The 26281-nt window shown below is 37.5% G+C and carries 27 protein-coding genes and 1 tRNA gene; 9 read left to right on the top strand and 19 right to left on the bottom strand.

Features of this window, described 5'->3' with window-relative positions:
* Both ACTJIV_RS01135 and ACTJIV_RS01130 read left to right on the top strand, forming a co-directional pair.
* A tRNA-Val gene (locus ACTJIV_RS01135) sits at positions 1-75 on the top strand.
* 91 nt (positions 76-166) lie between these two features.
* Entirely contained in the window at positions 167-1288 is a 1122-nt protein-coding gene (locus tag ACTJIV_RS01130; protein WP_440625095.1) for a hypothetical protein, read from the top strand.
* On the opposite strand, the gene ACTJIV_RS01125 is transcribed toward ACTJIV_RS01130, so the two are convergent.
* From ACTJIV_RS01125 to ACTJIV_RS01110, 4 genes are read right to left on the bottom strand one after another with little or no spacing between them, the layout of a single operon-like run.
* Positions 1278-2249 (bottom strand): glycosyltransferase family 9 protein, encoded by a 972-nt coding sequence (locus ACTJIV_RS01125; protein ID WP_440625094.1) that lies wholly within the window; start codon positions 2247-2249, stop codon positions 1278-1280. The two genes, ACTJIV_RS01130 and ACTJIV_RS01125, sit on opposite strands and share 11 nt — an antisense overlap.
* A gap of 2 nt (positions 2250-2251) precedes the next feature.
* Positions 2252-2671, bottom strand: coding sequence for a SufE family protein (locus ACTJIV_RS01120; protein ID WP_111954023.1), 420 nt, complete (start codon positions 2669-2671; stop codon positions 2252-2254).
* Between the two features lie 50 nt (positions 2672-2721).
* Entirely contained in the window at positions 2722-3816 is a 1095-nt protein-coding gene (locus ACTJIV_RS01115; RefSeq protein WP_440625092.1) for a glycosyltransferase, read from the bottom strand.
* Positions 3816-4040 (bottom strand): uroporphyrinogen decarboxylase, encoded by a 225-nt coding sequence (locus tag ACTJIV_RS01110; protein WP_111954019.1) that lies wholly within the window; start codon positions 4038-4040, stop codon positions 3816-3818. The genes ACTJIV_RS01115 and ACTJIV_RS01110 overlap by 1 nt, the downstream gene beginning before the upstream one ends.
* Before the next feature lie 152 nt (positions 4041-4192).
* Here ACTJIV_RS01110 and ACTJIV_RS01105 point away from each other — a divergent pair, with 152 nt between their 5' ends.
* The gene (locus ACTJIV_RS01105) at positions 4193-6721 is read left to right on the top strand and encodes an ATP-dependent Clp protease ATP-binding subunit (RefSeq protein ID WP_111954396.1); all 2529 of its coding nucleotides are present in this window, start codon (positions 4193-4195) and stop codon (positions 6719-6721) included.
* 332 nt (positions 6722-7053) lie between these two features.
* On the opposite strand, the gene ACTJIV_RS01100 is transcribed toward ACTJIV_RS01105, so the two are convergent.
* Entirely contained in the window at positions 7054-7581 is a 528-nt protein-coding gene (locus tag ACTJIV_RS01100) for a hypothetical protein (protein ID WP_111954017.1), read from the bottom strand.
* 117 nt (positions 7582-7698) lie between these two features.
* Between ACTJIV_RS01100 and mnmA the strand changes: the two genes are divergently transcribed.
* Together mnmA and ACTJIV_RS01090 are read left to right on the top strand one after the other, a co-directional pair.
* On the top strand, positions 7699-8886 hold the full coding sequence (mnmA, locus tag ACTJIV_RS01095) for a tRNA 2-thiouridine(34) synthase MnmA (protein WP_440625089.1): 1188 nt from the start codon (positions 7699-7701) through the stop codon (positions 8884-8886).
* An 80-nt stretch (positions 8887-8966) separates the two neighbouring features.
* Entirely contained in the window at positions 8967-9173 is a 207-nt protein-coding gene (locus ACTJIV_RS01090; protein WP_440625087.1) for a hypothetical protein, read from the top strand.
* A 94-nt stretch (positions 9174-9267) separates the two neighbouring features.
* Here ACTJIV_RS01090 and ACTJIV_RS01085 read toward each other — a convergent pair whose 3' ends face one another.
* Genes ACTJIV_RS01085 through ACTJIV_RS01075 form a run of 3 tightly spaced genes read right to left on the bottom strand, consistent with a single transcriptional unit; the run spans position 9268 to position 11188 of the window.
* On the bottom strand, positions 9268-10068 hold the full coding sequence (locus ACTJIV_RS01085; RefSeq protein ID WP_440625085.1) for a hypothetical protein: 801 nt from the start codon (positions 10066-10068) through the stop codon (positions 9268-9270).
* 10 nt (positions 10069-10078) lie between these two features.
* The gene (locus ACTJIV_RS01080) at positions 10079-10435 is read right to left on the bottom strand and encodes a hypothetical protein (RefSeq protein ID WP_440625083.1); all 357 of its coding nucleotides are present in this window, start codon (positions 10433-10435) and stop codon (positions 10079-10081) included.
* A 12-nt stretch (positions 10436-10447) separates the two neighbouring features.
* Positions 10448-11188, bottom strand: a complete 741-nt coding sequence (locus ACTJIV_RS01075; protein WP_440625081.1) for a glycine-rich domain-containing protein — start codon at positions 11186-11188, stop codon at positions 10448-10450.
* A 148-nt stretch (positions 11189-11336) separates the two neighbouring features.
* Here ACTJIV_RS01075 and ACTJIV_RS01070 point away from each other — a divergent pair, with 148 nt between their 5' ends.
* Positions 11337-12233 (top strand): hypothetical protein, encoded by an 897-nt coding sequence (locus ACTJIV_RS01070; RefSeq protein ID WP_440625080.1) that lies wholly within the window; start codon positions 11337-11339, stop codon positions 12231-12233.
* 165 nt (positions 12234-12398) lie between these two features.
* Here ACTJIV_RS01070 and ACTJIV_RS01065 read toward each other — a convergent pair whose 3' ends face one another.
* The 9 genes from ACTJIV_RS01065 to ACTJIV_RS01025 all read right to left on the bottom strand — a co-directional run bounded on the left by ACTJIV_RS01065 (position 12399) and on the right by ACTJIV_RS01025 (position 20360).
* Positions 12399-13142: a LytR/AlgR family response regulator transcription factor gene (locus ACTJIV_RS01065; protein WP_111954003.1), complete on the bottom strand. Its 744-nt coding sequence runs from the start codon at positions 13140-13142 to the stop codon at positions 12399-12401.
* A gap of 56 nt (positions 13143-13198) precedes the next feature.
* Positions 13199-13474 (bottom strand): 2TM domain-containing protein, encoded by a 276-nt coding sequence (locus tag ACTJIV_RS01060; protein WP_223557904.1) that lies wholly within the window; start codon positions 13472-13474, stop codon positions 13199-13201.
* 24 nt (positions 13475-13498) lie between these two features.
* Complete coding sequence (locus tag ACTJIV_RS01055) at positions 13499-13795, bottom strand: 2TM domain-containing protein (protein ID WP_440625077.1); 297 nt, start codon at positions 13793-13795, stop codon at positions 13499-13501.
* A 221-nt stretch (positions 13796-14016) separates the two neighbouring features.
* Positions 14017-14586: a methyltransferase family protein gene (locus ACTJIV_RS01050; protein WP_440625075.1), complete on the bottom strand. Its 570-nt coding sequence runs from the start codon at positions 14584-14586 to the stop codon at positions 14017-14019.
* Between the two features lie 53 nt (positions 14587-14639).
* The gene (locus ACTJIV_RS01045; protein WP_111953995.1) at positions 14640-14942 is read right to left on the bottom strand and encodes a 2TM domain-containing protein; all 303 of its coding nucleotides are present in this window, start codon (positions 14940-14942) and stop codon (positions 14640-14642) included.
* Positions 14926-16260: a 2TM domain-containing protein gene (locus ACTJIV_RS01040; RefSeq protein WP_440625073.1), complete on the bottom strand. Its 1335-nt coding sequence runs from the start codon at positions 16258-16260 to the stop codon at positions 14926-14928. Before ACTJIV_RS01040 ends, ACTJIV_RS01045 begins: the two co-directional genes overlap by 17 nt.
* Before the next feature lie 128 nt (positions 16261-16388).
* Positions 16389-17039 carry a hypothetical protein gene (locus tag ACTJIV_RS01035; RefSeq protein WP_223557901.1) on the bottom strand — a complete coding sequence of 217 codons (651 nt, stop codon included), beginning with the start codon at positions 17037-17039 and terminating at the stop codon, positions 16389-16391.
* An 82-nt stretch (positions 17040-17121) separates the two neighbouring features.
* Complete coding sequence (locus ACTJIV_RS01030) at positions 17122-19365, bottom strand: TonB-dependent receptor (protein WP_440625071.1); 2244 nt, start codon at positions 19363-19365, stop codon at positions 17122-17124.
* A gap of 92 nt (positions 19366-19457) precedes the next feature.
* Positions 19458-20360 carry an AraC family transcriptional regulator gene (locus ACTJIV_RS01025; RefSeq protein WP_440625069.1) on the bottom strand — a complete coding sequence of 301 codons (903 nt, stop codon included), beginning with the start codon at positions 20358-20360 and terminating at the stop codon, positions 19458-19460.
* Positions 20361-20508: 148 nt separating this feature from the next.
* Here ACTJIV_RS01025 and ACTJIV_RS01020 point away from each other — a divergent pair, with 148 nt between their 5' ends.
* Positions 20509-21012 (top strand): superoxide dismutase family protein, encoded by a 504-nt coding sequence (locus ACTJIV_RS01020; RefSeq protein ID WP_111954394.1) that lies wholly within the window; start codon positions 20509-20511, stop codon positions 21010-21012.
* A 51-nt stretch (positions 21013-21063) separates the two neighbouring features.
* Here ACTJIV_RS01020 and ACTJIV_RS01015 read toward each other — a convergent pair whose 3' ends face one another.
* On the bottom strand, positions 21064-23193 hold the full coding sequence (locus ACTJIV_RS01015; protein ID WP_223557897.1) for a carboxy terminal-processing peptidase: 2130 nt from the start codon (positions 23191-23193) through the stop codon (positions 21064-21066).
* Between the two features lie 145 nt (positions 23194-23338).
* Here ACTJIV_RS01015 and surE point away from each other — a divergent pair, with 145 nt between their 5' ends.
* The gene (surE, locus tag ACTJIV_RS01010) at positions 23339-24109 is read left to right on the top strand and encodes a 5'/3'-nucleotidase SurE (protein ID WP_111953983.1); all 771 of its coding nucleotides are present in this window, start codon (positions 23339-23341) and stop codon (positions 24107-24109) included.
* Positions 24109-24774 (top strand): GNAT family N-acetyltransferase, encoded by a 666-nt coding sequence (locus tag ACTJIV_RS01005; protein WP_440625064.1) that lies wholly within the window; start codon positions 24109-24111, stop codon positions 24772-24774. The genes surE and ACTJIV_RS01005 overlap by 1 nt, the downstream gene beginning before the upstream one ends.
* A 98-nt stretch (positions 24775-24872) precedes the next feature.
* Here the strand turns inward: ACTJIV_RS01005 and ACTJIV_RS01000 are convergent, their stop codons facing one another.
* Complete coding sequence (locus ACTJIV_RS01000) at positions 24873-26276, bottom strand: radical SAM protein (protein ID WP_111953979.1); 1404 nt, start codon at positions 26274-26276, stop codon at positions 24873-24875.
* Positions 26277-26281: the final 5 nt, after the last annotated feature.

The raw sequence follows: 26281 nt of genomic DNA, 5'->3' as shown, positions 1-26281 counted from the left end.
GGGCTCTTAGCTCAGTTGGTTCAGAGCATCTGGTTTACACCCAGAGGGTCGGGGGTTCGAATCCCTCAGGGCCCACAAAATCTCTCAATGTATTGGGAGATTTTTTTGTTTAAAAACATTCGGGATATTCTTACCTTTGTGATCTTACAGCCATAAATTCACTTTTTTGAAGGAACTCCATCTTATATCATTCAATTATCCATATCCTCCCTCCTACGGCGGTATTATTGATGTTTATTATAAGATTAAAGCATTGGCCGGATTAGGCATAAAGATACACCTCCACTGTTTTGTTGATGATATTCCGGAAATTATTGATCAAGAGATAGAAAGCATTACAGAAAATGTTTTCTTTTACAAAAAGAAGAAAAATCCCTTCCATTATCTTTCGGCGGCACCCTTTGCGGCGGCAATAAGAACTTCTGATGCTCTTTTTGAAAATCTTATGAGGATAGAGGCTCCAGTATTGTTTGAAGGGCTGCAAACCACTCAAATTATCCATAGATTAAAAAGTAAAGGTTACAAATTCTACCTGAGGTTCCACAATAATGAATCTGAGTATTACAAAGGACTCTCCTCTTCAGAAAAAAATATTTTTAAAAAGATCATTTACAGAATAGAATCTTTAAAATTTGTTGATTATCAGAAAAAGCTTTTAAAGGAATTTGAAAGTGTATTCTGCCTTTCCGGGAAAGAATTTAATGAAGTAAATTCATATTCAAAAAACGCCCGTCTTATTCATATTTTTCATGGCAACGAATCTGTAAAGCAATTGAACGGAAAGGGTGATTATTTTCTTTTTCATGGTGACTTGAGTATATCTGACAACAAAAAGGCATTGGAAGAAACCATCAGGATGTTTAAAGCCCTTCCTCAGCACAGGCTTGTAGTAGCATCCGACCGCGCCAGTGATGATGTGAGAAAGAAAATCAATACCATTGGAAATATAAGCATTGTCCCAATCGAAACAAGTGAGAATCTTCGTCACCTTTTTGAAAACGCCCATGCTAACGTTCTTCTCTCCTATCAGAATTCCGGTACGAAGGTGAAATTGTTTAATGCATTATACAACAGTAGATTCGTTATTATCAATCAGAATATTACAGATGATCCTGCCCTGATGAGCTTATGCCGTTTGGGTGCTACTTCGGATGAAATCCGCCAACGGATTATTGAAACAGCAGCTGAAGATTATAACGAAAATGAAATCAGAAGTAAGGTTCTGGAAAAGAACTATTCTGATGATGTTAAGGCCGCAGAAATGAGTAAAATAATTTTTAAGAATTGACTGCCTCTACTATTTTCTGGATGTTAAGCTCTTCAAGACAGGCCCAGTCGCCACGGTAACATTCTTTATCTCCAAACACAGAACAGGGTCTGCAGGTAAGATCTTTTACCTGGACCACATCATTTTCGCTCTGTCCGAAGCCTAAAAATCCCGCATACGGGTGTGTCGCACCCCAAACGGAAATACATCTCGTTCCCATAAGGCTGGCAAGATGCATATTGGCGGAATCCATGGAAATCATCAGCTCCAGTTCAGAAATTTTCTTAAGCTCTTCTGAAAGACTTAGTTTCCCTGAAAGACTTTTGGTATTCGGAATTTCACTTTCCCATTTTTCAAGGGTTTCCGTTTCTTTTTTGCCACCGCCAAAGAAATATATGGTCTGCTTTTTTGAAAGGATTTTTGCCAGTTCGTATGATTTTTCCAAAGGAAGCATTTTTCCCCTGTGCTGTGCAAAAGGAGCCAAACCAATTCCTGACTTTTGTACCGATGCCGGTCTAAGCTTATGGGAAAGCTCTACTTTAAATCCCATCGCGCGGAAAACATCTGCATAACGCTCGACGGTCTTTTTTAGCTGAACTTTATTTAAATTCCATACATCTGTAAGCTCTTCTTTTTCTTCTTTTCCTTTGTTTATTTTAAAAACTTTAAATCCTTTTCTTCTGTAGATCCTATCAAGAATTTTGGTTCTTATCACATCATGAAGATTGCCTATAAAGTCAGGATTGAATTCTTTAATGAGCTCATTGGCCAGCCTTCTTAATCCAAAGATGCCTTTATAGTCATCAAGGTTAATTCCTTTAAATGTAACATTCGGAATATCAGTAAATAAGCTTTCAAAATTTTTTCTGGAAACCATGATAATTTCTACGTCAGGATTCTGTTCCAGAAACTCCCGGAATACCGGCGCCGTCATCGCGACATCGCCAAAAGCAGAAAAACGATATGCTAGAATTCTGGTCACTGCTACGATTTTAGCTGATAAGCAACTGCGTAAAATTTGATCTGCTTGGTCATCGCCATTAGTCCATTTGCTCTGGACGGCGAGAGAAATTCCTGAAGCCCGATCTCTGAAATGAATTCAAAATCAGAATCTAAAATTTCCTGAGTGGTATGCCCGCTATAAATGCTTACCAAAAGAGAAACAATTCCTTTCGGAAGAATTCCGTCGGAGTCTGCATCGAAAAAAAGCTTACCATCTTTAAATTCAGCATCAATCCATACCTTACTCTGGCATCCTTTGATTAGATTATCATCCGTTTTGCGGTCTTCGGGAAGTCCTTTTAATTCTTTTCCGAGATCAATAATATACTCGTACTTTTGCTCCCAGTCATCAAGAAACGCAAACTCTTCAATGATTTCCTGCTGTTTTTCTTTAATGGTCATTTTATTTAACAAATTTTTAATGCAAAGATACCATTTTTTATAAAGATTATTTATTCTGACGCTTTTTCAAAAACTTTCAACAGTTTTATTTCTTCATTTTCCCAGCAGAATACCTTAGAAGCCTTTTCAAGTTCATCCTGATAGCTTTCCCTTCCGTTATCAAGGATTTTCTGTACTGCAGCAGCAATATTTTCAGGCTGGTGGTCTTTAATAATTTCTCCCACATCAAACTGATTTTTGATATTCTGCATTTCGGGAAGGTTAGATAATACCAATGGAACACGGGATTGAATACAGTCTAAAACTTTATTCGGAAGAGAGTAAAAGTAGCTTTCACCCCCATTTTCTTCGATACTCATGCCTACATCAGCTGTTACTGTTATTTTTCTCAGATCTTCCGGTTTTAATTTTCCTAAAAACTGAACTTTATGATCAAGCTTTTCTCTACTAACCAGAGCTTGGTATTCTTTTTTTCTCGGGCCGTCCCCTGCTATTTTAAAAACAACACCGTTAAGATGATGCATCGCCAGAATCGCTTTATCGATACCCCGAAAAGGATTAATGGATCCCTGGTATAAAAATATTTTAGGATTATTTTCAGGAATTTCCATTGTAAAATCCTGCCGTCTGGGTGCATTTTGAATGACCACAGGGTCGGCACCATACTTTTTTTGGAACCATTTTGCATAGCTTCCGCTGGCCGTAATCATAAATTTAAGCTTGGGAATGACTTTCTTTTCCAGATATCTCCAGATTTTTTGTGACATTTTGCCCTGAATTGCAGGCATTTCTGAAAAAATTTCATGGCTATCAAAAACCAATGGGATATTTAATTTTTTAGCAATAAGATAATTTGACAGCAGTGCGTCAACGTCGTTGGCATAAAGAATTGTATTATGATCTGATTTTTTCTTTAGCTGATGATACAGTTTCCAGTTAAATTCGAAATAAGCCGTTTTTAAACTTGTGGAAGATAAATGTATCCTTGAAAACGGATAAGGCCGCTCCATTTGTTCTGCCCCATTCCAGTCATTCCCAATCAGTTCCATCTGGTAACCGTTCTCATGTAAAGTCCTGCATACTTTTTCTATTCGCTGATCTGTATACAGACTACTGAAAGCAGAGATAATTATCTTTTTTTTCATTACTTTTTGTTTCCGGCCAGTAAATGATAAACCTGAATAAAGCAGATCAGTCCATTGGGGATAATAACCGGCCAGAGCATTCCATTGAAGATACCATAAATGACAAAGCAGATACAGCCTATCATGTTGACTATTCTGATTTTTCTTACATCTTTTAATATAAAACTCAATACTATAAAAATGGATGCAGAATAACCAATATATGTAGTAATTTCAGGATTCATGGGGAATTTTTAAAGGATAACAAACTTAATCATTTTCAATAAGATAATAAAATTTTTTCTGCCATAAAGTCATTAATTGATTTTTGGTAAAATATTTGTAATTTAGATAATGAATAAATGGCACCGCTGCCATTATTCTAATGAGATATATTATGGATTATAAGTTTTCACAAGGTTTGAGCCAAGTGTTCAAACAAAGCAAGAGCGAAGCGAAAAGGCTCAAAAGTGAATTTCTTAATACAGAACATCTACTTTTAGGTATTATAAAAACAGAAAACTCTGCAAAAGAAATCCTTCAAAACCTTAATGCGGATTTAACACAAATCAGAAGAAAAATTGAAACTCTAAATACAGCAAGTCTTAATCCTATTTCTGAGGAGGTTACTAATATTTCTTTCACTAAGATGGCAGATCATGCGATCAAACGTGCTGAGCTGGAATGCAGACAATATAAAAGCAATGAAATTAATACCGTTCATCTGCTTTTAGGCATTCTTTACAAATATGAGGACCCTACTTCGAATATCCTGGGAGCTTACGACATCGATTATGAAGGAGTTTCAAGAGAATACCAGACTATGCTTAAAAATTCCGGACAGGCACCACAAATGAGTGCTTATGACGATGATGATGACCGAGAGGAATTTGAGCAAATGAGAAAGCCTTCGGGAAATTTAGGCTCTGCAAAAAGTAAAACCCCTACATTGGATAACTTTGGTAGAGACTTAACTTCTTTGGCTAGAGATGGAAAATTAGACCCGGTAATCGGTCGTGAAAAAGAAATTGAGCGTGTTTCTCAGATCTTATCGCGTAGAAAGAAAAACAATCCGCTTCTTATCGGGGAGCCGGGTGTTGGTAAATCTGCGATTGCGGAAGGGTTAGCTTTAAGAATTCAACAGAAAAAGGTTTCCAGGGTTCTTTACGGAAAACGTGTCATCACTTTGGATCTGGCAAGTTTAGTGGCTGGAACAAAATACCGTGGCCAGTTTGAAGAAAGAATGAAGGCGATCATGACCGAATTAGAAAAAAACAGAGATGTCATCCTATTTATTGATGAGCTTCACACTATTGTTGGTGCAGGAAGCTCTACAGGAAGTTTAGATGCATCGAATATGTTTAAACCAGCTTTGGCAAGAGGTGAAATTCAATGCATCGGGGCTACAACTTTGGATGAGTACCGTCAGTATATTGAGAAAGACGGGGCCTTGGAAAGAAGATTCCAGAAGGTAATGGTAGAGCCTACTTCCATTGACGAAACCATTCAGATCCTGAATCAGATTAAAGATAAATATGAAGAGCACCATAATGTAGTATATACTCCGGAGGCTATTTTGGCGTGTGTCAATTTGACATCACGATATATTACAGACCGTTTCTTACCGGACAAGGCTATTGATGCCATGGATGAAGCAGGTTCACGTGTTTATATTAAAAACATGAAAGTTCCGACCGAAATCATTGATTTTGAAAAGAAAATCGAGGATATTAAAGAAATGAAGCAGAAAGCAGTTAAGGCTCAGGATTATCTTGAGGCCAGAAAGCTTAAAGATGAAGAGGAACGTCTTCAGATGGAACTGAATGCGGCTCAGGAGAAGTGGGATAAGGATGTAAAAGAGAAAAAAGAAACCGTAACGGAAGAAAATGTAGCCGAAGTGGTTTCTATGATGAGTGGTGTTCCGGTAACGAAAGTCGGCAAAAATGAGCTTGATAAATTAGCTCAGATGGATGAGAAACTGAACGGAAAAGTGATTGGTCAGGAAGACGCTGTGAAGAAAGTTGTGAAAGCAATTCAAAGAAACAGAGCCGGGCTTAAAGATCCGAACCGTCCTATCGGTACTTTTATTTTCCTTGGTACCACCGGGGTTGGTAAAACCGAGCTTGCCAAAGTAATGGCAAGAGAGCTTTTCGAGTCTGATGAATCTCTGATCCGAATTGACATGAGTGAGTACATGGAAAAATTTGCAGTTTCAAGATTGGTTGGTGCGCCTCCGGGATACGTTGGATATGAAGAAGGCGGACAATTAACGGAAGCAGTAAGAAGAAAACCTTATGCTGTGGTTCTTCTGGATGAGATTGAAAAAGCTCACCCGGATGTATTCAATATCCTGTTGCAGATTCTGGACGAAGGTCATGTTACAGATAGTTTGGGAAGAAAAATCGATTTTAGAAATACAATCATTATCCTTACTTCAAATATCGGAACAAGAGATCTTAAAGATTTCGGAGATGGTGTAGGATTCGGAACTTCAGCTAAAAAAACAAGTACAGATTCAAGAGCAAGAAGTACGATTGAAAATGCGCTTAAGAAAGCATTTGCTCCGGAATTCTTAAATAGAATTGATGATATTGTGATCTTCAACTCTCTTGTACAGGATGATATTAAACGAATTATCGATATCGAGCTTAATAAATTATATGGCAGACTTGAAAAATTAGGCTATAAAGTTGAGTTAACTGAAGAAGCGAAAGACTTTATCTCTGAAAAAGGATGGGATAAAGACTTTGGAGCAAGACCATTGAAACGTGCCATCCAGAAATATATTGAAGATTTATTGGCAGAAATGCTGGTAAACAAGCAATTATCTGAAGGTGAAACGGTGATCCTGGATCTTAATGATACAAAAGATGCATTAATCGGGAAAGCTCCTAAAGCAAAAAAGACAACTGAAAAGTCTTCTTAATCTTAATAGAAGTAATGTAGTTATATTGAAAAGCACCGGATTTTTCCGGTGCTTTTCGTTTTTATATCTTTTGGCTAAAGCCTTTTCATATATGTGTAAAAATTAAGCAGGCTAAAGTCCTTTTCTATTAATAATTTTGGTGATGCTCTCTTTTTTTAACCACAGATTTCACGGATTTTCACAGATATTTTCGAAAGTATTACTTTAATAATATCAACAAATAAAGTACTTAAAGAGCATACATTTTGATAGCCATTAGGCATGATCTGTGAAAATCCGTGAAATCTGTGGTTAGAAAATGTTATGAAAAACAATTCTTATAAAAACAAAGATTAGAGCCCTACTACAAACCCAATACTTGGGACAAGACCGCTAGAGAAAACACTCGAATTCTCTTTCCACAGTACATTATACATTACCCCGAGCTGCATAAAAGAATTCCCGCCTATTCTCTGCATATAACCACCACCCAGATACAGGGCAGTTTCCTGTTCGTTCACTTTATAATCATAAAACTTATCTTTATAGTTGATGAAGTACTGCTGAAGATTGGCTCCTACATAAAAGGACCTGGCAAAATAATAATTGGCAAAAGGACCTACCCCAAACATCGTAGATTTGTAATAATCGGAGGTTTGCCATGAAACACTTCCTACCACTCCAGCCTCAAGATCATCGGTAAGCCTGTATCCCACTCTGGGAGAAGCCTGAAGATAAAATGAGCTGTTGCTTCCAAAACCTAGCCCTATTCCTCCACCGAAAGTCCAGCGGTTGGTTTCTGCGACAGGTGCGCTGGTGGTAATCTGGGAAAATACCGATCCTGAAATCATCAGCATTATGGGAATAATAATTTTTTTCATATTAATATCGTTTTTATCAATGTTTAAAATTATGGTTTTTTTGCGAATTTTTTTAATTGTATTTTTGCCGGGTCAAACTAAGGACTCCCGTTAAGAGTTCCGTAAAATTGAAATAAAATGAAAGTAGTCGTAGGATTATCTGGAGGTGTAGACTCCAGTGTTACAGCATATTTGCTGCAGCAGCAAGGTCATGAAGTTGTGGCTTTGTTTATGAGAAACTGGAATGATGCTTCGGTAACGCTGGAGGATGAATGTCCGTGGATTGAAGACAGTAATGACGCCCTGATGGTCGCTCAGAAATTAGGAATTCCTTTCCAGGTCATCGATATGAGCGAGCTTTACAAAGAGCGAATCGTAGATTATATGTTCGATGAATACCAGAAAGGAAGAACTCCGAATCCGGATGTTCTGTGCAACAGAGAAGTAAAATTTGATGTTTTTATGAAGACGGCTATGTCTTTGGGTGCCGATAAGGTGGCAACAGGACATTATGCTCAGGTGAATTCCACTTTTGATGAAAATGGAAAGGAAATCTTCCATCTTTTAGCCGGAAAAGATAATAATAAAGACCAGTCTTATTTCCTGTGCCAGCTAAGCCAGGATCAGCTATCAAAAGCGTTGTTCCCTATCGGAGAGCTCACAAAGCCGGAAGTAAGGGAAATTGCCAAAGAAATCGGGCTTGTAACTGCCGACAAAAAGGACTCTCAGGGATTATGCTTTATCGGAAAGGTAAGCCTTCCCCAGTTTTTACAGCAGCAGCTGGTTCCCAAAGAAGGAGAAATTGTAGAAATTTTCAAAGATTCACCTTTATTTTCAGTGGAAAAACCTGAATTTTCTTCAAAAGAAGAAGAACTGGAATTTTTGTCCAGAAAAATCGATTATAAAAAATCCGACGGAAAAGTGATCGGAAAGCATCAAGGTGCTCAATTTTTCACGATTGGACAAAGCAAAGGGCTTGGTATCGGCGGACATAAAGAAAGCTGTTTTATCCTTTCCAGAGACATGGAAAACAATATTATTTTTGTGGGCGAAGGCCACAGTTCTCCGGGACTGCACAAAAAAGCATTAAAAATTGACAATTCGGAGATGCATTGGGTTCGTGAGGATATGAAGCTTGGAAATGGAGAATCTATGGAAGTAATGGCAAGATTCAGATACAGGCAATCGCTACAGAAAGCCATTTTGTATCAGTTTGAAAATGCAGCTTATATCGAATTTGAAGAACCTCAGTCAGCGATTGCAGAGGGACAGTTTGCAGCCTGGTATATTGGTGAGGAGCTGATTGGAAGCGGTGTGATTGCATAACGAAAAGTTTTTTGAAAATTTTCTGTAACGAATTTTGAGTTGTTAGACTTACTCAGTAAATAACAATAAAAAATATCATTATGAAAACGACTTCAAAAATCCAGTATGCTTTTGTGAATCAAATTTTAATCGCTGTTGTAGGTGCTGTTTTTGGTTTTAATCTTTATCAGGCTATTGTACATCAGGAAACTACCAGTATTGCGTTAACGCTTATTTTTGCTATAGTAACTTCGGTTATAGTCCGCAGATATAACAACGCAGCGGGAAAGGAGAAACAGAAAAATTAAATCATCTTAATTGATATCAATAAAACCCCGAAGCATTTTGTTTTGGGGTTATTTTTTGTCTTTCCCAAGCTTGATCAGCCAAATACACCTCGATCTAAAGCAAATAATCTTCAACAAAATAGTAAGTTATTTTACGTTCCACATCATTCATCGTAAAATTGATTTCTTTTTCAAAATTATCTCCGTAGAAATTCATAAAAAGGAGTTCTCTTGTTTTTAAACTGGAGATTACATTATATTTTGTCCTGAAAAAAACATCATAAGAATAGATCAGCTGGCTGGAATCCAGTTTCGTATCGGTAGAAAAATCACTTAATCTTAGATGTATCATTCCTGAAAAAGGTTTCGTTTCAAGAATACGAAGGACTTTCATAAACGGAATATTGATGTTTTCAGAATCTTTAGCTCTGTATTTTTCAATTGTTTTGAGAAAATTATCTTTTAAAGAGGATTCCACGTCTATTTTCAGGTCGATTTTTATTTCTGTTTTCCCGCCTGCGGTATTGAAAATCCGGATGATAAAATCTTCGGATCCTTTCCCCTGAATAATTTCAACGTCTGCCACATCAAATGATTTTTCTTCTGCATATTTTCCATACCTCGGATATAAAATCATGTTTTTTACGAGCATAAATAAAACGGCAACGCTTACGAAGGATACTCCACCAATAGGAATAAACGTCGCCATAAAATAGAGAAAAGAGCCCAAAGTCTCTTTTTCATCATCCAAAAACGGATTATAATCAAACAGGATTATTTTGATTCCCAATACAAAAAGGAGTACGGTCAGGATAATAAACAAAATCGGTTCCCATCCTACGGCATGCCCCTGCTTCTGCAAAGGAATATTTTTGTATAATATGTTTTTCTCAACTTCCGTGAATTTTCTGGTCATGATATTGTTTTTAAATCTGCTTATGTTTGTTATTGGATGATAAACCTGGCTGACACAGCAAGATAATTCCTTCGACAATCAATATCATAACAAGATATCCGACCGGTTTTCCTATGATTAATCCTTTTATCAGTTTTACAATGCCCAGCAAAAGAATTAGAATCATAAAGTAAAGTGTTGTCTTTGAGCTGTTTTCTTTAAAAGATTTCAGAATCATTACTGAAGCATAAAAACCCAGCACAAGCATTAAATAAAACTTCAGAAATTCAGGACCTTTTATTGAGATCGGATTACAGGTCTGCTGTGTAAGAATAACCCAGATCATGCTTATCATTACCGGGACTGAGTAGAACAGTATTCTTTTCATAGCTATTATTTTTTATCCGCCGCATCCGCCACAACCTCCTCCGCATCCGCCGCCACAACCGCCACCGCCTCCACAACTGGAGCCGCCGCTGCAGCCTGAACTTCCATCGGAATTGCTGCTGACATTTTTATCCTGCTCTTTATTGATATTTCCTCCGAAAATCCATGAAATAAACCCCATGAAAACGAAGAAGCCAATGATCCATGAAATAGTGACGATCACCCCTGCAAAAATACCTCCGGAGCAGGAATACACCGGAAATAAGAGGCAGCCCAACGTAAGGAGTTTAAGTCCCTTTTTCCAGAACGTCTTCTGATCATTTTTCTTTATCTGACCTGTCCAGATATCTTCCGGTGCTTCCTGCTGAAAGATTTCCTTATAATGATGCAAAGTGTCATGATGCCAGTTCTGGTGTTTTTTTTTCTCAGAAATTCCTCCTTTAGAAGGATGATGATGAAGTTTTTTCTTTAAAATATTCGGGCAGAAATCTTCCCAATAATTCTGGGTATAAATCAGGTGCATATGCCATACCTTATCTACCGTTTCGCTTGGAGAAGCTCCATTGGGAAGGATACAGCAGAGATAAACAAATTTTTTATACTCCTGAATGGCTTTTTGGGTAAAGTCTAAGGTCCATCGTTCTTCTTTGGCCAGTTTTTTCGAAAATGGGAAATCAGCATCCGAAGCATCTAATGAAAAACTCTGGATCCTGTTCCAAAGGGTTTCGTCTTTTAATAAGATTGTTGTTTCCATTGTGTTAACTTTTGTTTTTCTACTCAAATATCATTTGATTTTAGAATATAAAAGTCTTTCAAAAAACTTATTCTGACGTATAAAAATCTTATATTAGTCTTATAATTTGAAACTTATTTAAAACGGTATTATTTTAAAGAGTGAACTGATGAAAAAAGAAGATATTCTGCATCTTGAAAAATTAATGAATTTTTTAAGCCTTCATTTTTTAAAGAAGAATCATTGGGAAGATGTGACGAAAACCGAATGGTCGTACATCAGTTCGGAACTTAATGACCTCATCATCAGTGATCATTCTGAAAAAGAAATCAAAAAAGAACCTGATCTCCTAGGCTCCAACTACCTCTATGAACATTTGATTATCAACAAATTAAAGAAATACCAGCAAAACAACAATGCAGTTCTGAGCAGGCCAAACCTTAGTAAATTAAGTCAAATTGTTACCGTTTTAGGCTATTCCAATTATATTGATTTCATTAATTCCAACACGGAGGCATTCAATTTCAATGATCTCAGGATCGATATGAATAATGTAAATCAGAATACGGCTCTTTTAGATCGCCTGGTTGGCTGCTGGTATTCTTACAACAGAAACCTTCCTGAAAATCCTCTTCAGGCCCGGGAAGAGCGGATTTGGCGTTCTGCGATGGAGATCTACAAGTCTGAAACCACGGGCGAATATTTCATCGAAAGAAGCGGCGGAGATCACCATAAGTATTTCGGAAAAGTAACGGCCTACTCCGATTATGTATTCATCATCATGAACAGCAATACATTCATCCGCCAGCGACACTTTATATCAAGGATAAAAGATATCAAGGAAAAGCTCAAAAATCCAGAATATAAGCTCCATGAGGTTCATTTTATAAGTACATGTATCAGTTTTAATCAAGAGCCTATAGCCCTGTTTGAGATATTTCAGAAAGCAGACAGAAAGACTTTCATTTCCGATTCCATCAGCTTTCCAATTGACAGTGATGAGATCCCCGAATCTATTATAAAACAGCTTGAAGATACTGAATCTAACAGGATAGATTACAGGTAGTTGCAGTGCGTTTGAGAGTTTGAGGGTTTTAGTGTAAGGAGAGTTCAGGTTTTCAGTTCAAAGTTTAAGGGATTGGGGTTGGGTTTAAAGTTAAAATACCCAGTCCTAGCCTTAACCTTACTCTCAATCTGAAATCTAGTGTCTGAAATCTAACTTCTAATCAGTCTACCTCACCAGCCATTCCTTAAAATCCTTCACCCTGTCCCGGCTGACCGTGATTTCTTCCTGTGGCTGAAACTCCATGTCAACTTTGTAATACGGGGATGTATGAATATTTTTTATATAGTCTGAGTTGATGATAAACTGTCTATTAACACGGAAAAATTTCTTTTCATCCAGAATATCTTCCAGCTCATCCAATGTGAAATCTGAAGGATAAGCACGTTCTTCAGTCTGAAGGTAAACGATTTTATTTTCACTGAAAAAGCAGCTTATTTCCTGAGTCTGAACTATTTTCAGATTATATCCTATTTTCACCAATATCCTTGAAAGGGTAGATTTCTCTTTCCTGATCAACTGTTTGATATCCTCAGAACCGGTTGTATTGCTGGCCGGAATAAATGATTTAAACTTCTCTACAGCTCCTGAAAGATCTTCTTCCAGAATAGGCTTTAAAAGATAGTCAATGCTGTTCAGTTTAAATGCCTTCAAAGTATACTGATCAAAAGCCGTCGTATAAATGATAAATGCTTTTGTAGGCATTTTTTCAAAAATATCGAAAGACAAGCCGTCACCAAGAACAATATCTGAAAAAATAAGCTGCGGATGTTCATTTTCAGAAAACCAGGCAACTCCCTCTTCTACCGATTCTATTTTGCCAACGATCTCTATTTCAGGAAAATTACCCAGCATTCTTTCCAGTTTCCGCGAAGCCGGTTTTTCGTCTTCAATAATGACAGTCTTAATCATTGAGCTATAGTTTTTAGTTTAAATCGGGAATAAAATTAGAGAAAAAAATGCACAGCTTAAAAGTGTATGCTCTTTTTGTTTTTCTTCAGCTCTTTTTCCATGATATCTCTTTCCCATTCATCGTCTAAAAGGAAGAGCTTTACAGCTTTTACTGTTAAGATAATTCCCCAGATCAACAGAATAACAGATCCGTCGAATAAAGAAAAATCGAATTTTCCATTTTCAAAAACGTCATTAAAAAATATAATTCCAGCTACTATTCCAAACCAAAGAAGGCTTTTATAAAACTTTTTCAATTGAGTAACTCTTTCGTATGCGTTATCGTAATTCATGATCGTTAAAAATATGTGGTTAAATTATAATGTTTTTATGTTTTTCGCGTCCTGCTCCATCAATTCTCTGATCTTTTTTTCTTCCCATTCTTTCCCTATTCCAAAAACATTCACAGCATGAGCTGTAATTCCGATTCCCCATCCCAGCATTGGCCAATAGAACCATAAATGATCCGGAGATGTAAGCAAATTCAACGCAATAAGGAAAGGAATAACCAGACAGTATGAGGTAAGATTTCCGTAGAATCCTTTCAGTTCTTTTACTCTTTTTTCTGCTTTTTTGTAAGCCAGTGTTTCTTTTGTGTATCCTAATGTTTCCATAATTTTTATTTTAAAAGTAATTTGTTTTTTGTTGAATCAAAGGTAGCTCAGAAACAGAGCTCCAATCAATTTTATATGACTGAGTCGTAGGATTTGCTTTCTGAATCGTAAAAAGATTGGTTGGACTGTAAATTTTGTTTCTTTGGATGTAAACCTTTCTTCTTTTCTTCCACACATTCCACAGATATTGCAGATGATTATGTTTAAAATAAAAAGGGAAATCAGTAAATAAAAGGAATGAGCTTTTTGGTCTCCTTCCGGTATTCCAAATATTCTTCTCCGAACTGTTCTACAAGAGCTTCTTCTTCAATTTTTATACGGTAAGCAAAAGCAATAAATGGTGGCAGAAAAGCCAGGAGTAAAGAAACCCAATTGTTAAGATAAATACCTAACCCTAAAGAAGTTAACAAAGAGAATGCATACGACGGATACCTCAAGTATTTGTAAAAACCCTCTTTCTTTATCTTATGGTCTTGTTTTATTGTAACATCTACCGTAAAATATTTCCCTAAAGATCTGATGATTATAAACCTAAAAACAATTCCGATCAGAATACAAGCTTCACCCGCATATAAGATCCAGGCACCTCCCGTCATTGGGAATTTTGTCATATAAGATACTGCTACTGAAGCTGCAATGGAAAACGGAATAGCCATCCATAAAATATTCAGGGTGGACTTATCTTTGTCTTTCTTGTCTTCTTTGCCGGATTTCAGCATATTTTTATAGAGGATCTCTGTAAGAAACCAGGCAACCATTGAGATTGTGAACAAAACTTGGAGTAAATGCATATTTTTAAATTAAGATTAAAAAATAAGTTTAAAACTTCATTTACAGAACTCTTTCAGTTCTTCTTTTTCTCCATCAGCTTCCGGATTTTCTTTTCCTCCCAATTTTTAACGAAGCTTATATTGGGTAAAAAGGTGATAATAGCATGAGCCACCAGTCCAATTCCCCAAAAAGTCGCCGTAAAGAAGTTTTTGAACTGGAAATAACTCTCTCCGTGTTCTAAATGCTTAATATTATACACTACGATCATAGCATTTACTGCGATATACGAGAATAAATGTCCATAAAATCCCCTTAATCTTTCAACCTGCCTTTTAGCCTGCTGATACCGGATATCATTTTCATCGTACGTTTCCATTATTTCTATTTTTTTGCTTATCCATAATCTCCCGGATTTTCTTTTCTTTCCAGGATTCTCCGACTCCAAACACCCGAAATGCGTGAGAAACGATACCAATTCCCCACCCCAGCATGGGAAAATAAAACCAAAGGTTTTTCGGTGAAGTCATAAGGTTGATAATCACTAAGAACGGAATCACAGTACAATAGGAAATTAAATTGGCATAAAAGCTTTTGAGTTCTTTTACCCGTTTTCTGGCCTTCTCATAAGATCCGTTCTCATCTTCCGCTTTTACACTGATTGTATTTGGTTTATTGGACAGTATCGGAACTTTTACTTTAAAATAATCTTCTGACTTTTCAATGAAAACGTTCCTTTTGGTAAGCAGTGCATACCGCTGAACGATATTCGCTAACCCGATTCCGGCACTTTCTTTCATCTGCTCTCTTGCTTGGAGATTATTTTCTATGCATAAGGTATCATTATCCGAAAATATTTTAATGACCAAAGGTTTTGAAGAGGTCGCAAAATTGTGTTTGATGCAGTTTTCCAGCAAAAGCTGAAGTGAAAGCGGAACAACATATCTTCTGTAATCTTCTTTTTTAACATCAAAAATAAAATCTACGCTGTTTTCAAATCTTGTTTTTAAAAGATCGCAGTAGGTTTTTGCAAATTCGATCTCGTCTTCTACCGTTACCAGTTCTTTGTCTTTCTGTTCCAGCACATAGCGGTAAATCTTTGACATTGAGGCCGTAAACTTTTGTGCCTGAGCCGGATTTTCATCGATCAGGGAACTCAGAACATTTAAAGAATTAAAAAGAAAATGTGGGTCCAGCTGGTTTTTCAGGCTTTCAAACTGCGCATTGGCAGATTTTGCGATGAGCTTCTGTTCCACGACCTCTTTTTTGGATGTTTTCTTAAGCTCCTCCATGAAGCTTTTTGCATGCAGAAAGGCAGAAATAAGAAGCGCAATATTGATCATAAACCAATTTGTAGTGGAATATTCTTTTGAAAAAAAGGTTTCTGTTGTTGCCACTTTCTGGATCTCAACATAATTGATATAATTGCAGAAATAAACCAGAATAAAATTACCGGCAATGATAGAAACTACACTTAAGGCTGTTCTTATTCCGGTTGTTTCAGACCATGGAAACTTTTTATTGAGAAAGTCATTAATAAAAGCGTTTCCACATCCCAAAACAAAGGAGTACATGGTAGAGATCAACAGCGTAATCAAAAAATTGTGAAAACTCTTCTCTTTTGTAAAAAATAAGAAGAAAAATAGCGCTGTTCCCAACGATACCCAAAGTAAGATTATAAATCCTTTACGTTTCATGATCCGTTTTCTTGGCTCAAAATTAGTCTTTAATAAAGGTATCAAAAATTATTTTTTACTGAAAGGCAGATTTTCCTTTCCGAATGGAATAAAAAAACCTTCCGTATCAGGAAGGCTTTCTTTTTTTGTTATTTTGCCGGCATATTGATGAAATATTCGGCTTCTGCCCTGCCCCAATTCGGATCTAAGGCTGTTTTGGGTTTGTAAGCATTAAATTTCGCAATGGCTTCTTTAAACAGCTCCAGTCCTTTGGTTTTGCTTCCGCCATACTGTTCAGGTGTAAAATAGACATCCTCTGCTTTGATTAGAGCTATCCTTGGGTTGGAAGGATCAAGCTTCTCTGCAATCCCCATTTCTTCAGTAGCCTTGGCGCCGTCTGTCATATAACGCTGAGCCGGGTTGACCATCATTCTTAGAGAAGCTGCCATTTTTCTCAGCAAATGGATCTCTGCATTGTCTGCTCCGGCAAGATTCTGAGCACTTGCCAGATAATTATCAGCCTGAGCTGCTGTTTCATCCAGCTCCTGCATATTTCCGTTTCTCATCATCAGCCTTCCCTTTTGAATCTGGGAGAATGCTGCATAGTACGGTGGAAGCCATTTTGAGCTCTCCTTGCTCCCGATTCTCTGGAAATCATTAGCCAGAGTCTGGAACTCCTCGGGTGTTTTACATGTTTCTGTTTTCGCGATCTTTTCAGCCATTATTTTTTCATAATCTGCCTGTGCAAAAGCGGTTAAGCTCATAAAAGCTAAAGCAAAACTTAATAGGTATTTTTTCATTATATCAATTTTTTAAAAGTTAGTTAATTGTATTTTCGAAGTTATGTATTTTGTAATCATTATAATATCCGTTGCTGTTATTTTATAAATTATTATTAATCGCATCCTGCGTTCTGTCCACTCCAAAACTGATGAAAGCTCCCACAAACACAAAGGTATTGACCGGCGGGACTACTGATGAGCTCCTGGAACCATCCACTGAGAAATTGTACCCATAAACATTTTTAGATCCTAAAACATTGGAAACACTCAATACAAAAACGGTAAAAGCTTTAGCATCTTTTTTTCCGAGATTCGGAAGATAATTAAAGCTGATGTTCAGCGCATTATAATCTTTCAGCTTTCCTTCGTTTCTGATATAATTGATCATGTTTCCGTTTTCATCTTTCGCTGCAATATCATAATAAGGACGGCCTTTGGAATAGGTATAGGATAGATTGACACCCAGCTTCCATTCCGGGATAAATCTTTTAGCTACAGCAGAAAGGGTGTGTGCAGAAGCAAAATTCGGTTTCAGGCTCACAGGATAGTTGATAAAGTCTCTTTTTGAATCCAGGAAGGAGTAGCTGATCCAGTAATCGATATTTTCAAAGGTTTTTTTATCTCTCCAGAACAGCTCAAGACCTTTTGCATAGCCATAGCCGTCATTATTCAAAGCAGTCTGTACCTGCTGGTTCTGTTCTTTGTCCGGTGTGATATTGAATGTTTTAATCAGCTGATCATATTTCTTGTAAAAGGCCTCAAAACGAAGGCTTTTGCCGTCTGATGCTCTCTGAACCTGGAAAATATAATGCTGGGATTTCTGAAAATCAAGATCTGCAGGCCAGTTGATATATTTACTCTCGGGATTCTGGTAGAATAATCCATAGGCAAAGGAGGTCGTCCAGTCTTTTGCCAGGCGGTAAGCCAATGCGAAGCGTGGTGCAACATTGCTTTTCCCTAAATAAGAAGAGTTTTCAGCCCTCACTCCTATTTTTGCAGACAGTGCATTGCTGAATCCCAGATCTGTTTCTGCAAAAACAGCGGATATAAGATCTTTATAATTTTTCTGTACTTCCCCAAAATTCAGGTTCTCACTTGTATTATTCAATTCAAAACCGGCTCTTAGTGCACTGATTTTATTGATCTTTCTTTCAAGAACCGCTTTAAAGTTGATGTAGTTTCCGTCTGTTAAAAGCTCAGACCTTCCTGATTCTGAATTATTGGTTTCCGTGGAAAAATGAAGATCGGATCTGTTGTAGGAATAAGAGGTCCCGGCATTCAGAAGATATTTCCCGAATTTCTGTTTAAAAGACAGGTTATGGTAGGTATTTTTCCCTTTAAGTCTTACCAGTGCAAAATCGTATTCCGGTTCCAGGCTTTCAGTTCTCACGCCCATTTTATTGGAGTCATACATTCCGTAATATTTCAGGAATCCGCCTGATTTTGTTTTGATTCTAAAATTAAAATCACCGTTTAAGCCCTGTGGAGCATCAATGAAATCTGTATTAAAATTAAAAACTTTCTGCATAACACTTAAAAGCGAATAACCTAAAGTTGCCCCGAAAGAATGGTTTTTATCTTCTCCCAGTTTCTGAAATCCTGCACTCAGAAAGATGGGTGATACCCCAAAATCATAAGAGCTTTGATCCGGAAGATCCACACTTTCAAGCATCAGAGCACCTGAAAGTGCCTGACCATATAATGCAGAATACCCGCCGCTAGAAAAAACATTTCCTTTAAAAAGAGAGGTATTGAAACGATCCCTTCCTGCAATTCCCGGAACTGAGCTGGAGAAATAATTATTGATCAGACTTCCATCCATAAAGATCTTGGATTCTGTTCCTGTGCCTCCCCTGATGAAAAGTCCCTCTGTTTCCCCGACCTTCTGAACACCCGGGAGGTAATTTAAAGCCGAAGAAATCTGTCCGTCTGCTCCTGCCGTAGTATAAATATCAATAGATGTCAACAAGGCCGTGGCCCTCTTTTTATCGCTGGCTTCAATAGAACCTGCTGAAACCACTACAGCATCAATCTCACTGATCTGCTCTTTAAGCTCTGCATTGACTGAAATATCCTGGTTATCAATGACAACAGCTTTTTCTACTTCCTGATACTTCGGATGGGTAAACGTCAGGATATGATTTCCTTTTTCCGAAGTTTCAAAGGAAAAATTCCCTTGAGCATCTGTAGTGGCACCATCATAGGTGTCTTTTAATGTGACATTGATTTCGCTAATGCCTTTACTTTTGAAAGTAACTTTTCCTGAGATCCTGACCTGTGAATATCCTGCGATAAAGGATAGAAAAGCAATCAGCAGTAAAAGTTTGTTTTCTTGTGTTTTCATGGGGTTAATTTTCGGATCAAAAATAATACGGAATATGCCTTTCTTTAAAATAAATTTTACTGAAAGGCATACTTTGGCTTCTGAATGGGAAATTAATGGACCGGAATACAGAAATCCACGGCCATTTTGCCCTCCGGATGTTCTTTGAAATTGGAATGATAGATCTCAAAAGGAAAAGCTTTTCTCATGGTATAATGATGCTCATTCATCCATAAAAACAGGGATACCCAGCATTGTTCAAAGTCCTGAAGGCTAACTTCTCCACTTCCTACAATAAACTTTCCGGCATCTATGGTTTCTGAAAATACCAGCCCTTCCTGTTTCTCCAGCTTTTCATCCAAAAGCATACCCGCATGGATTCTTACTTTATCCGGCGGTGTTACTTTGAAACTGTCATGGTAAACGGAGATCATTTTGACATTCTCCCGGGGAAATAACTGTTTCTTTTTTGCCCACTCTATGAGTGTATTATAAGAAGGTTCCACATTGGCAATTCCTAAACTCATTACTGCAGCTAGATCCATTTCCGGCAATTGTTTTACTTCGATTTTTAAATTCATTTTTGTCCAGTTTAACAGGTTTTCTATAGTGCAAATGTATTGGCTGAAAACCGTATCAACTTGTCCGTTCTTGCTTTGTATCTGTAAAATCTTGTGAAAAGTTTCGGGTGCAGAATTTCTAAAAGAGGACGGAGCTATTCCGTAGTATTTTTTAAAGGTCTTGCTGAAAATAGAATGATTGGAGAATCCGAGATCAAGGTAGATATCTTTAAGTTGTATTTCTTTCTTTACAGCCAGATAAAGGGCACTTTTTTCTATTTTCTTCCTGATAATATAGTTCTGGAGGGTTTCACCTGTAGTAAGCTTAAATATCCTGTGGAAATGGAAGGAGGAATACGTAGCTATTTCTGCAATTTTTTCCAGAGAAAGATCAGCATCAAGGTTGCTGTCTATGTATTTTATTGCTTTAATGATTCTTTTTTTATGTTCTTCCATTTAACCAATACTGACAGGTAAAGGTATTAAGATGAACCGAATTTCACTTGTCATATATTGCTGTTTTTGAAAAAAGGACTGAAATCATAAAGTCTTTCGGAAAATGTTTTATAAATTTATCGTTAAAATCACTTTAAATCATTTAAAAATGAAAGGACAAACATTAGCATTACTGGCGGGGTGTGCATTTTTAGCGGCTTCATGCTGCACTACAAAAACGTATGCCGTTAACGCTAAGAGCGGAACACAGACGGGTGGAACGGCAAAGTTCACCCAGAAAGGAGAAGAAGTGACCATGAAACTTGAGGTTACAAATCTTACTCCAGGTATTCATGCAGTACACATTCACGAAAAAGGCGACTGTTCTGCAGCCGATGGAACTTCTACAGGCGGACACTGGAATCCTGCTAAAGACGACCATGGAAAATGGGGTGCCGAGCATTTCCACATGGGAGATATAGGAAACCTTACTGCTGATGCAAGCGGAAAAGCTGTCCTTACTTTCAAAACAAACAAATGGTGTCTGGGTTGTACGGATGAGTCTAAAAATATCATCGGAAAAGGGCTTATTGTACATGCTGCTGCAGACGATTTCCATACTCAGCCTACCGGAAATGCAGGAGGAAGAGTGGGATGCGTAGAAATTAAATAATCTTTTATTGCCATAAAAAAACCGCTGATCTTCATCAGCGGTTTTTTTGTTTTATGATTTAGCTCCCATATCGGAAACGATATTCATTGCTTCCTGTAAGTATGGGTCTTTTTTCAGATTTTTGATCCACATTTCAGATTTTTTCTTGAATGCTTCGTCTTTTTTCTCTCTTTCCACTTCACTTGGATACATCATGAACTTCAGACCATTCTCGAACTTGCTCAAAGCTTTGAATTTCTCGATCTGAGCTTTTCTTTGCTTCATCAGTTCATTGAATTTGTTGATATTAAGCGTGATGTTTTCTTCTTTATCCAGCTTCTCTCTCCATTGGGCAGATTCAAGCAACAACTGGTAGTTGCTGTTTTTAGCCATTCTGTCTGCGCTTGCTTTTTCAAGAGCCTGAATATTGAAATAATTCAGTTTCTGGAAATTAGTCCCTGGAATTTTATCCCAGGCCAAAGCATAATCATCATATCGCTCTCCTACCTCAGCATAAGTAAAGAAGTCTTTCATCTGGATATCGGAAACAATTCCTTTTCTCTGGGTAGATTCTCCTGTGATTCTGTAGAATTTCTGGATAGTCAGTTTCAAAGACCCGAAATCATCTTCTGTATTCAGGAATCTGTTCAGGTCTACAAAAGTCTGTACTGTTCCTTTTCCAAAAGACTGTGGAGAACCAATGATCATTGCTCTTCCGTAGTCCTGCATTACACCGGCCAAAATCTCGGAGGCCGAAGCCGAAAGTTCGTTCTGCATGATCACTAACGGACCCGTCCAGATTGGAGTTTCGTTTTTGTTCTTTAAGGTCTGGATTTTTCCGTTTCCGTCTTTCACCTGTACGTATGGTCCTGCATCCATGAAAAGTCCCATGATATCTCCTACTTCAGTTAATGATCCGCCGCCGTTGTTTCTAAGATCAAGAACGATTCCTTCAATGTTCTGCTGTTTAAGCTTGAGGATCTCATTTTTGATGTCGTCAGAAGCATTTCTTCCTTTAGCATCCTCAAAATCAGCATTAAAGCTTGGAAGGTTAATGAATCCATATTTCTTTCCGTTTGGAGAATTCACTACGATACTTCTTGCGAATGTATCTTCAATAGCTACTTCTTCACGGATCATCGTTACGTCCTTAATCGTTCCGTCTTTTTTCTGAACCGTCAGTGTTACCGGCGTTCCTTTTTCGCCTCTGATGAGTCTTACGGCTTCATCAGAAAGCATTCCCACTACATTTACCGCATCTTCTTTCGGTTTAGATTTTACTTTCAGGATCTTGTCACCTTCTGAAAGCTGCTTGGACTTCCAGGCCGGTGCACCAATCGTTAAAGCACCAAGGAAAAGATTCCCTTTTTTCTCCTGGATAAGAGCTCCGATACCGATCACTTTTCCGGTGAACTGGGTATCAAAATCTTCTTTATCTTTTGGAGAATAGTAATTGGTATGTGGATCGAATACTTCAGTATATGCATTCATATACACGGTAAACCAATCCATTTTCTTTCTCTTTTTGAATCTGGTGAAGGTATCTTTTACAAGATCTTTCACTTCATCGGTCGCTTTTTTGATTTTCTGATCCTGATTAAGCGGCTGATATTTGATGGTATCTTTCAGCTTGTACTTCTGAACAGAGTCTTTCTTCTCTTTCTGAGCTTCTTCTTTACTGTTCATAGACTCAATCTCCTGAAGGATATTGTATTTGATATACTTTCTCCACTCGTTATACTGTTCCTGTTTGTTGACAGGTACTTTCTTAAGCTTAGGTTCAAGAGTCAATGATTCATCTTCCTGAAGATTAATCGGCTTGCTGAAGATATCCTGAGTAATCTTATCTATTTCATCCACTCTCTGATAAAGTCTATCGATGGTAAGTTTGTAGAAGATCAGGTCGCCCTGGCTGATATAATCGTCCAGCTTTGCTTCATGCTTGCTGAATTCGTCCATATCAGACTGCAGAAAATATCTTTTAGCAGGGTCTACCAGTTCGAAATAGTGTTTATAAACGTCCTTGGAATAGGCATCATTGATGGGTTTCGGGCTGTAATGTAAATAAGAAAGGGTATTCTTTACGCTCACCATAATCGTCTGCATCTTTTCATCGTCATTCTTTGGCGAGTTGAAACAAAACATTAGACTTGTCAATGGAATTAGGAGTAAAAATTTATTCAGTTTGAAATTTTTCCACATAAACTGTCTTTATTTATTAATTTTTTTAAAATATGTACTACAATTAGTAGCAGCAATTAATTCGCTGTTACAAACTATCAAATTTAATACCTTATTTATAATTATCGGATAGTTTTGAGTATTTTTGTTAAAATTTAATTTTTTTATGGAAAGACCACTTATTCTGGTAACTAATGATGACGGAATCACAGCGCCTGGTATCAGAAACCTTATACAATTCATGAACGAAATTGGAGAAGTTATTGTTGTTGCCCCTAACTCTCCCCAAAGTGGAAAAGGCCACGCTATTACAATTAATTCTACCTTAAGCTACGAAGAAGTAACACTTGAAGGGCCACAAACAGATTATTCTTGTAGTGGAACTCCTGTAGACTGTGTAAAAATGGCTCTTGATAAAATTCTTACAAGAAGACCGGATATTGTTGTTTCTGGCATCAATCACGGGGCTAATTCTTCGATCAATGTGATCTATTCCGGAACGATGTCCGCCGCTGTAGAAGCAGGAGTGGAAGGAATTCCCGCTATTGGATTCTCGCTTCTAGATTTCAGCTGGGAAGCTGATTTTACCCAGGCTAAAGAATATATTCAGAATATTGTAAGAAGAACTCTTGAAAACCCAATGCCAAGAGGAATTGTATTGAATGTCAACATCCCGAAATTAACTGCAGGAGAAATAAAAGGCATAAAGGTCTGCAAACAGGCCAACGCCAAATGGGAAGAAAGCTTTGACGAAAGAGTGAATCCACACGGAAAGAAATATTACTGGCTAACGGGTTATTTCAACAATATGGATGATTCTGAAGATGCTGATGAAACGGCATTGGCCAACGGATATATTTCAATTGTTCCTGTAAAGTTCGACCTTACGGCTTATGAATACATGAAAACCCTTGAAGAAGTAATGAATTTCAACTGATGTACGGAAAGCTAGACAATCCTGTTTATCATTCACTTAATGAATATCACGAAAAGTTCTGCTTTAATTTTGGGGACACGAAATTTTACAACCCTGAAGTAGCCTCTTTTGGTGGCGCAGCAGAGATTTCAACAGCAGAAGACATTACAGAATATGCAAAGATCTGTGATGATTTTCTTATTTTCGGGACCCGCCCTGATCTGGGAAACTTAAAAACGGATCTGTCGCAACTTGTCTGTGATCAGTATGTTCTGGAAAATCCCATTCAGAGTGATCTGACCGAGGAAATTATTGAACTGAAAGAAGATCATTATGGCGAGCTTCTGGCATTTGTAATGAAATTCTATCCTTATTACTTTAAAGCAAGAACTCCTGAATTAGGGCGCTATTTTGGAATTTTTAAAGATGATCAATTGGTTGCTGTAACGGGCGAAAGGATGCAGATGAATGATATGACGGAGGTAAGCGCTGTGATTACAGATACGGATCATCTGGGAAAAGGTTTGGCCAAACAGCTGGTCACTTTTGTTTCCGGAAAGATCTTTGAAGATGGAAAAACACCTTTCCTGCATGTTGCAGAAAGCAATACCGGAGCCAAAATGCTTTATGAAAAGCTAGGCTTCAAGCATAGAGGAAAAATAAACTTATGGGGCGTGAAAAGATAATTTTCCCGCCCTTTTATTATTATCCACAGACTTTTCAAATTTAACAGATGATTAAGATAAAAATTTGAGCGATCTGAGAGGATCTGCGGTAAATCATTTTAAAACAAAACCTTATCCTCTTTTCTCAACTCTTCAAGGTATTTGATTTTATCATCCCTGTAAAACAAATTCATTGTCTCGAAAGGAATCATCTTTAAATCTTTATTGACAATGTGAACACAAGATTTTTTGATGGCACGTACGTCAAAATCGTGCGCATCCATAAAATTCATGATGATAATTCTGAAGAGATTATCATAGTCTAAATTCGGAGCCGAAACTTCCGGAAGACAGCATAATAGCTGATTTACTTTAGGCTGAACTTTATCTACAGAAATCCCGGTGCTGAAAATATCCAAAAGCTGCATTTGCAATCCCTTATCCTGTTCATAAACGATCGTATTTTTCGTTTCATTATTCAGCAAGTCGGCAGGGTTGATATACCGTGTAAGAGGAATGGTTTCCCCTTCGAGCTTCAGAATATAGCCCATCGCCAAAGCATCAGGATTACATGGAACGGGAATAATATCATCGCCATTCAGAAGCGGAAACTGATTTAAAATTTCCTGTCTTACTTCTGTTAAGGTAATTTTTTCGTGTGCAGAATCTTCCCTGTTTCTTCCTGCCACTTCAACGGGCTGAAAAGTAATCCCACGGACACATTTCTGTTTTAAGGCAAAATCAATCAATTTCCCGATCTCGTCAATATTTTTTCCTTTCTGAAGAACGATAACCAAAGTCGTGGAAAGATTTAATTCATTTAATTTTTCCAAGGCTTTCATGCGTACATCTGTCAAATCTTTTCCTCTGAAATCTTCCAAAACTTCAGGTTTAAAAGAATCAAACTGAAGATAAATTTCAAATTCCGGAGCGTAGGTCGCCAGTTTTTCCGCAAAACCGGGATCATTGGCAATACGGATTCCGTTGGTATTGAGCATCAGATGTTTAATCGGTTTGGATTTGGCGATATCCATAATCTTAAAAAACTCGGGATGAATGGTCGGCTCGCCACCACTGATCTGTACTACATCCGGTTCGCCCTCGTTTTTAACGATAGTATCAAACATGGCTTCAATCTGCTCCAAAGTTCTGTGACTTCCATAATGCGGTGAAGACATTGCATAACAGGTAGGACAAGTCAAATTACAGCGGTCAGTAACTTCCACAATAGAAAGACAGCTGTGCTGCTCATGATCTACACATAAACCGCAATCGTAAGGACAGCCATATTCCACATCGGTTCCGAAATGAACGGGCATTTCAGAGGCTTTATTGTAGTTCCTGATATTTTTATAATACTGAACATCTGAAGCAATCATGGTCTTAAAAAAGCCATGGTCCGGACATCTTTTGGTCATAAAGACCGCCTCATCCTCAATAATGATCTTCGCGCCTACCCTTTTCAGGCATTCTGGACAAAGACTGATGGTATAATCGTAGTACGTATAATTTCTTACCGGCATAATTT

It is taken from the genome of Chryseobacterium sp. 22532 (assembly GCF_052044665.1).
In the GTDB taxonomy this organism is placed as follows: domain Bacteria; phylum Bacteroidota; class Bacteroidia; order Flavobacteriales; family Weeksellaceae; genus Chryseobacterium; species Chryseobacterium lathyri.
The sequence above is the reverse complement of the archived record's forward strand: the minus strand, read 5'-3'. Positions and strand labels throughout refer to the sequence as shown.

What these genes read in the sequence shown, in the direction of transcription:
- ACTJIV_RS01120 (WP_111954023.1), bottom strand. Translation starts at nt 2,671, where the DNA reads ATGACCATTAAAGAAAAACAGCAGGAAATCATTGAAGAGTTTGCGTTT.
- ACTJIV_RS01115 (WP_440625092.1), bottom strand. Translation starts at nt 3,816, where the DNA reads ATGAAAAAAAAGATAATTATCTCTGCTTTCAGTAGTCTGTATACAGAT.
- ACTJIV_RS01110 (WP_111954019.1), bottom strand. Translation starts at nt 4,040, where the DNA reads ATGAATCCTGAAATTACTACATATATTGGTTATTCTGCATCCATTTTT.
- ACTJIV_RS01105 (WP_111954396.1), top strand. Translation starts at nt 4,193, where the DNA reads ATGGATTATAAGTTTTCACAAGGTTTGAGCCAAGTGTTCAAACAAAGC.
- ACTJIV_RS01100 (WP_111954017.1), bottom strand. Translation starts at nt 7,581, where the DNA reads ATGAAAAAAATTATTATTCCCATAATGCTGATGATTTCAGGATCGGTA.
- mnmA (WP_440625089.1), top strand. Translation starts at nt 7,699, where the DNA reads ATGAAAGTAGTCGTAGGATTATCTGGAGGTGTAGACTCCAGTGTTACA.
- ACTJIV_RS01090 (WP_440625087.1), top strand. Translation starts at nt 8,967, where the DNA reads ATGAAAACGACTTCAAAAATCCAGTATGCTTTTGTGAATCAAATTTTA.
- ACTJIV_RS01085 (WP_440625085.1), bottom strand. Translation starts at nt 10,068, where the DNA reads ATGACCAGAAAATTCACGGAAGTTGAGAAAAACATATTATACAAAAAT.
- ACTJIV_RS01080 (WP_440625083.1), bottom strand. Translation starts at nt 10,435, where the DNA reads ATGAAAAGAATACTGTTCTACTCAGTCCCGGTAATGATAAGCATGATC.
- ACTJIV_RS01075 (WP_440625081.1), bottom strand. Translation starts at nt 11,188, where the DNA reads ATGGAAACAACAATCTTATTAAAAGACGAAACCCTTTGGAACAGGATC.
- ACTJIV_RS01070 (WP_440625080.1), top strand. Translation starts at nt 11,337, where the DNA reads ATGAAAAAAGAAGATATTCTGCATCTTGAAAAATTAATGAATTTTTTA.
- ACTJIV_RS01065 (WP_111954003.1), bottom strand. Translation starts at nt 13,142, where the DNA reads ATGATTAAGACTGTCATTATTGAAGACGAAAAACCGGCTTCGCGGAAA.
- ACTJIV_RS01060 (WP_223557904.1), bottom strand. Translation starts at nt 13,474, where the DNA reads ATGAATTACGATAACGCATACGAAAGAGTTACTCAATTGAAAAAGTTT.
- ACTJIV_RS01055 (WP_440625077.1), bottom strand. Translation starts at nt 13,795, where the DNA reads ATGGAAACATTAGGATACACAAAAGAAACACTGGCTTACAAAAAAGCA.
- ACTJIV_RS01050 (WP_440625075.1), bottom strand. Translation starts at nt 14,586, where the DNA reads ATGCATTTACTCCAAGTTTTGTTCACAATCTCAATGGTTGCCTGGTTT.
- ACTJIV_RS01045 (WP_111953995.1), bottom strand. Translation starts at nt 14,942, where the DNA reads ATGGAAACGTACGATGAAAATGATATCCGGTATCAGCAGGCTAAAAGG.
- ACTJIV_RS01040 (WP_440625073.1), bottom strand. Translation starts at nt 16,260, where the DNA reads ATGAAACGTAAAGGATTTATAATCTTACTTTGGGTATCGTTGGGAACA.
- ACTJIV_RS01035 (WP_223557901.1), bottom strand. Translation starts at nt 17,039, where the DNA reads ATGAAAAAATACCTATTAAGTTTTGCTTTAGCTTTTATGAGCTTAACC.
- ACTJIV_RS01030 (WP_440625071.1), bottom strand. Translation starts at nt 19,365, where the DNA reads ATGAAAACACAAGAAAACAAACTTTTACTGCTGATTGCTTTTCTATCC.
- ACTJIV_RS01025 (WP_440625069.1), bottom strand. Translation starts at nt 20,360, where the DNA reads ATGGAAGAACATAAAAAAAGAATCATTAAAGCAATAAAATACATAGAC.
- ACTJIV_RS01020 (WP_111954394.1), top strand. Translation starts at nt 20,509, where the DNA reads ATGAAAGGACAAACATTAGCATTACTGGCGGGGTGTGCATTTTTAGCG.
- ACTJIV_RS01015 (WP_223557897.1), bottom strand. Translation starts at nt 23,193, where the DNA reads ATGTGGAAAAATTTCAAACTGAATAAATTTTTACTCCTAATTCCATTG.
- surE (WP_111953983.1), top strand. Translation starts at nt 23,339, where the DNA reads ATGGAAAGACCACTTATTCTGGTAACTAATGATGACGGAATCACAGCG.
- ACTJIV_RS01005 (WP_440625064.1), top strand. Translation starts at nt 24,109, where the DNA reads ATGTACGGAAAGCTAGACAATCCTGTTTATCATTCACTTAATGAATAT.
- ACTJIV_RS01000 (WP_111953979.1), bottom strand. Translation starts at nt 26,276, where the DNA reads ATGCCGGTAAGAAATTATACGTACTACGATTATACCATCAGTCTTTGT.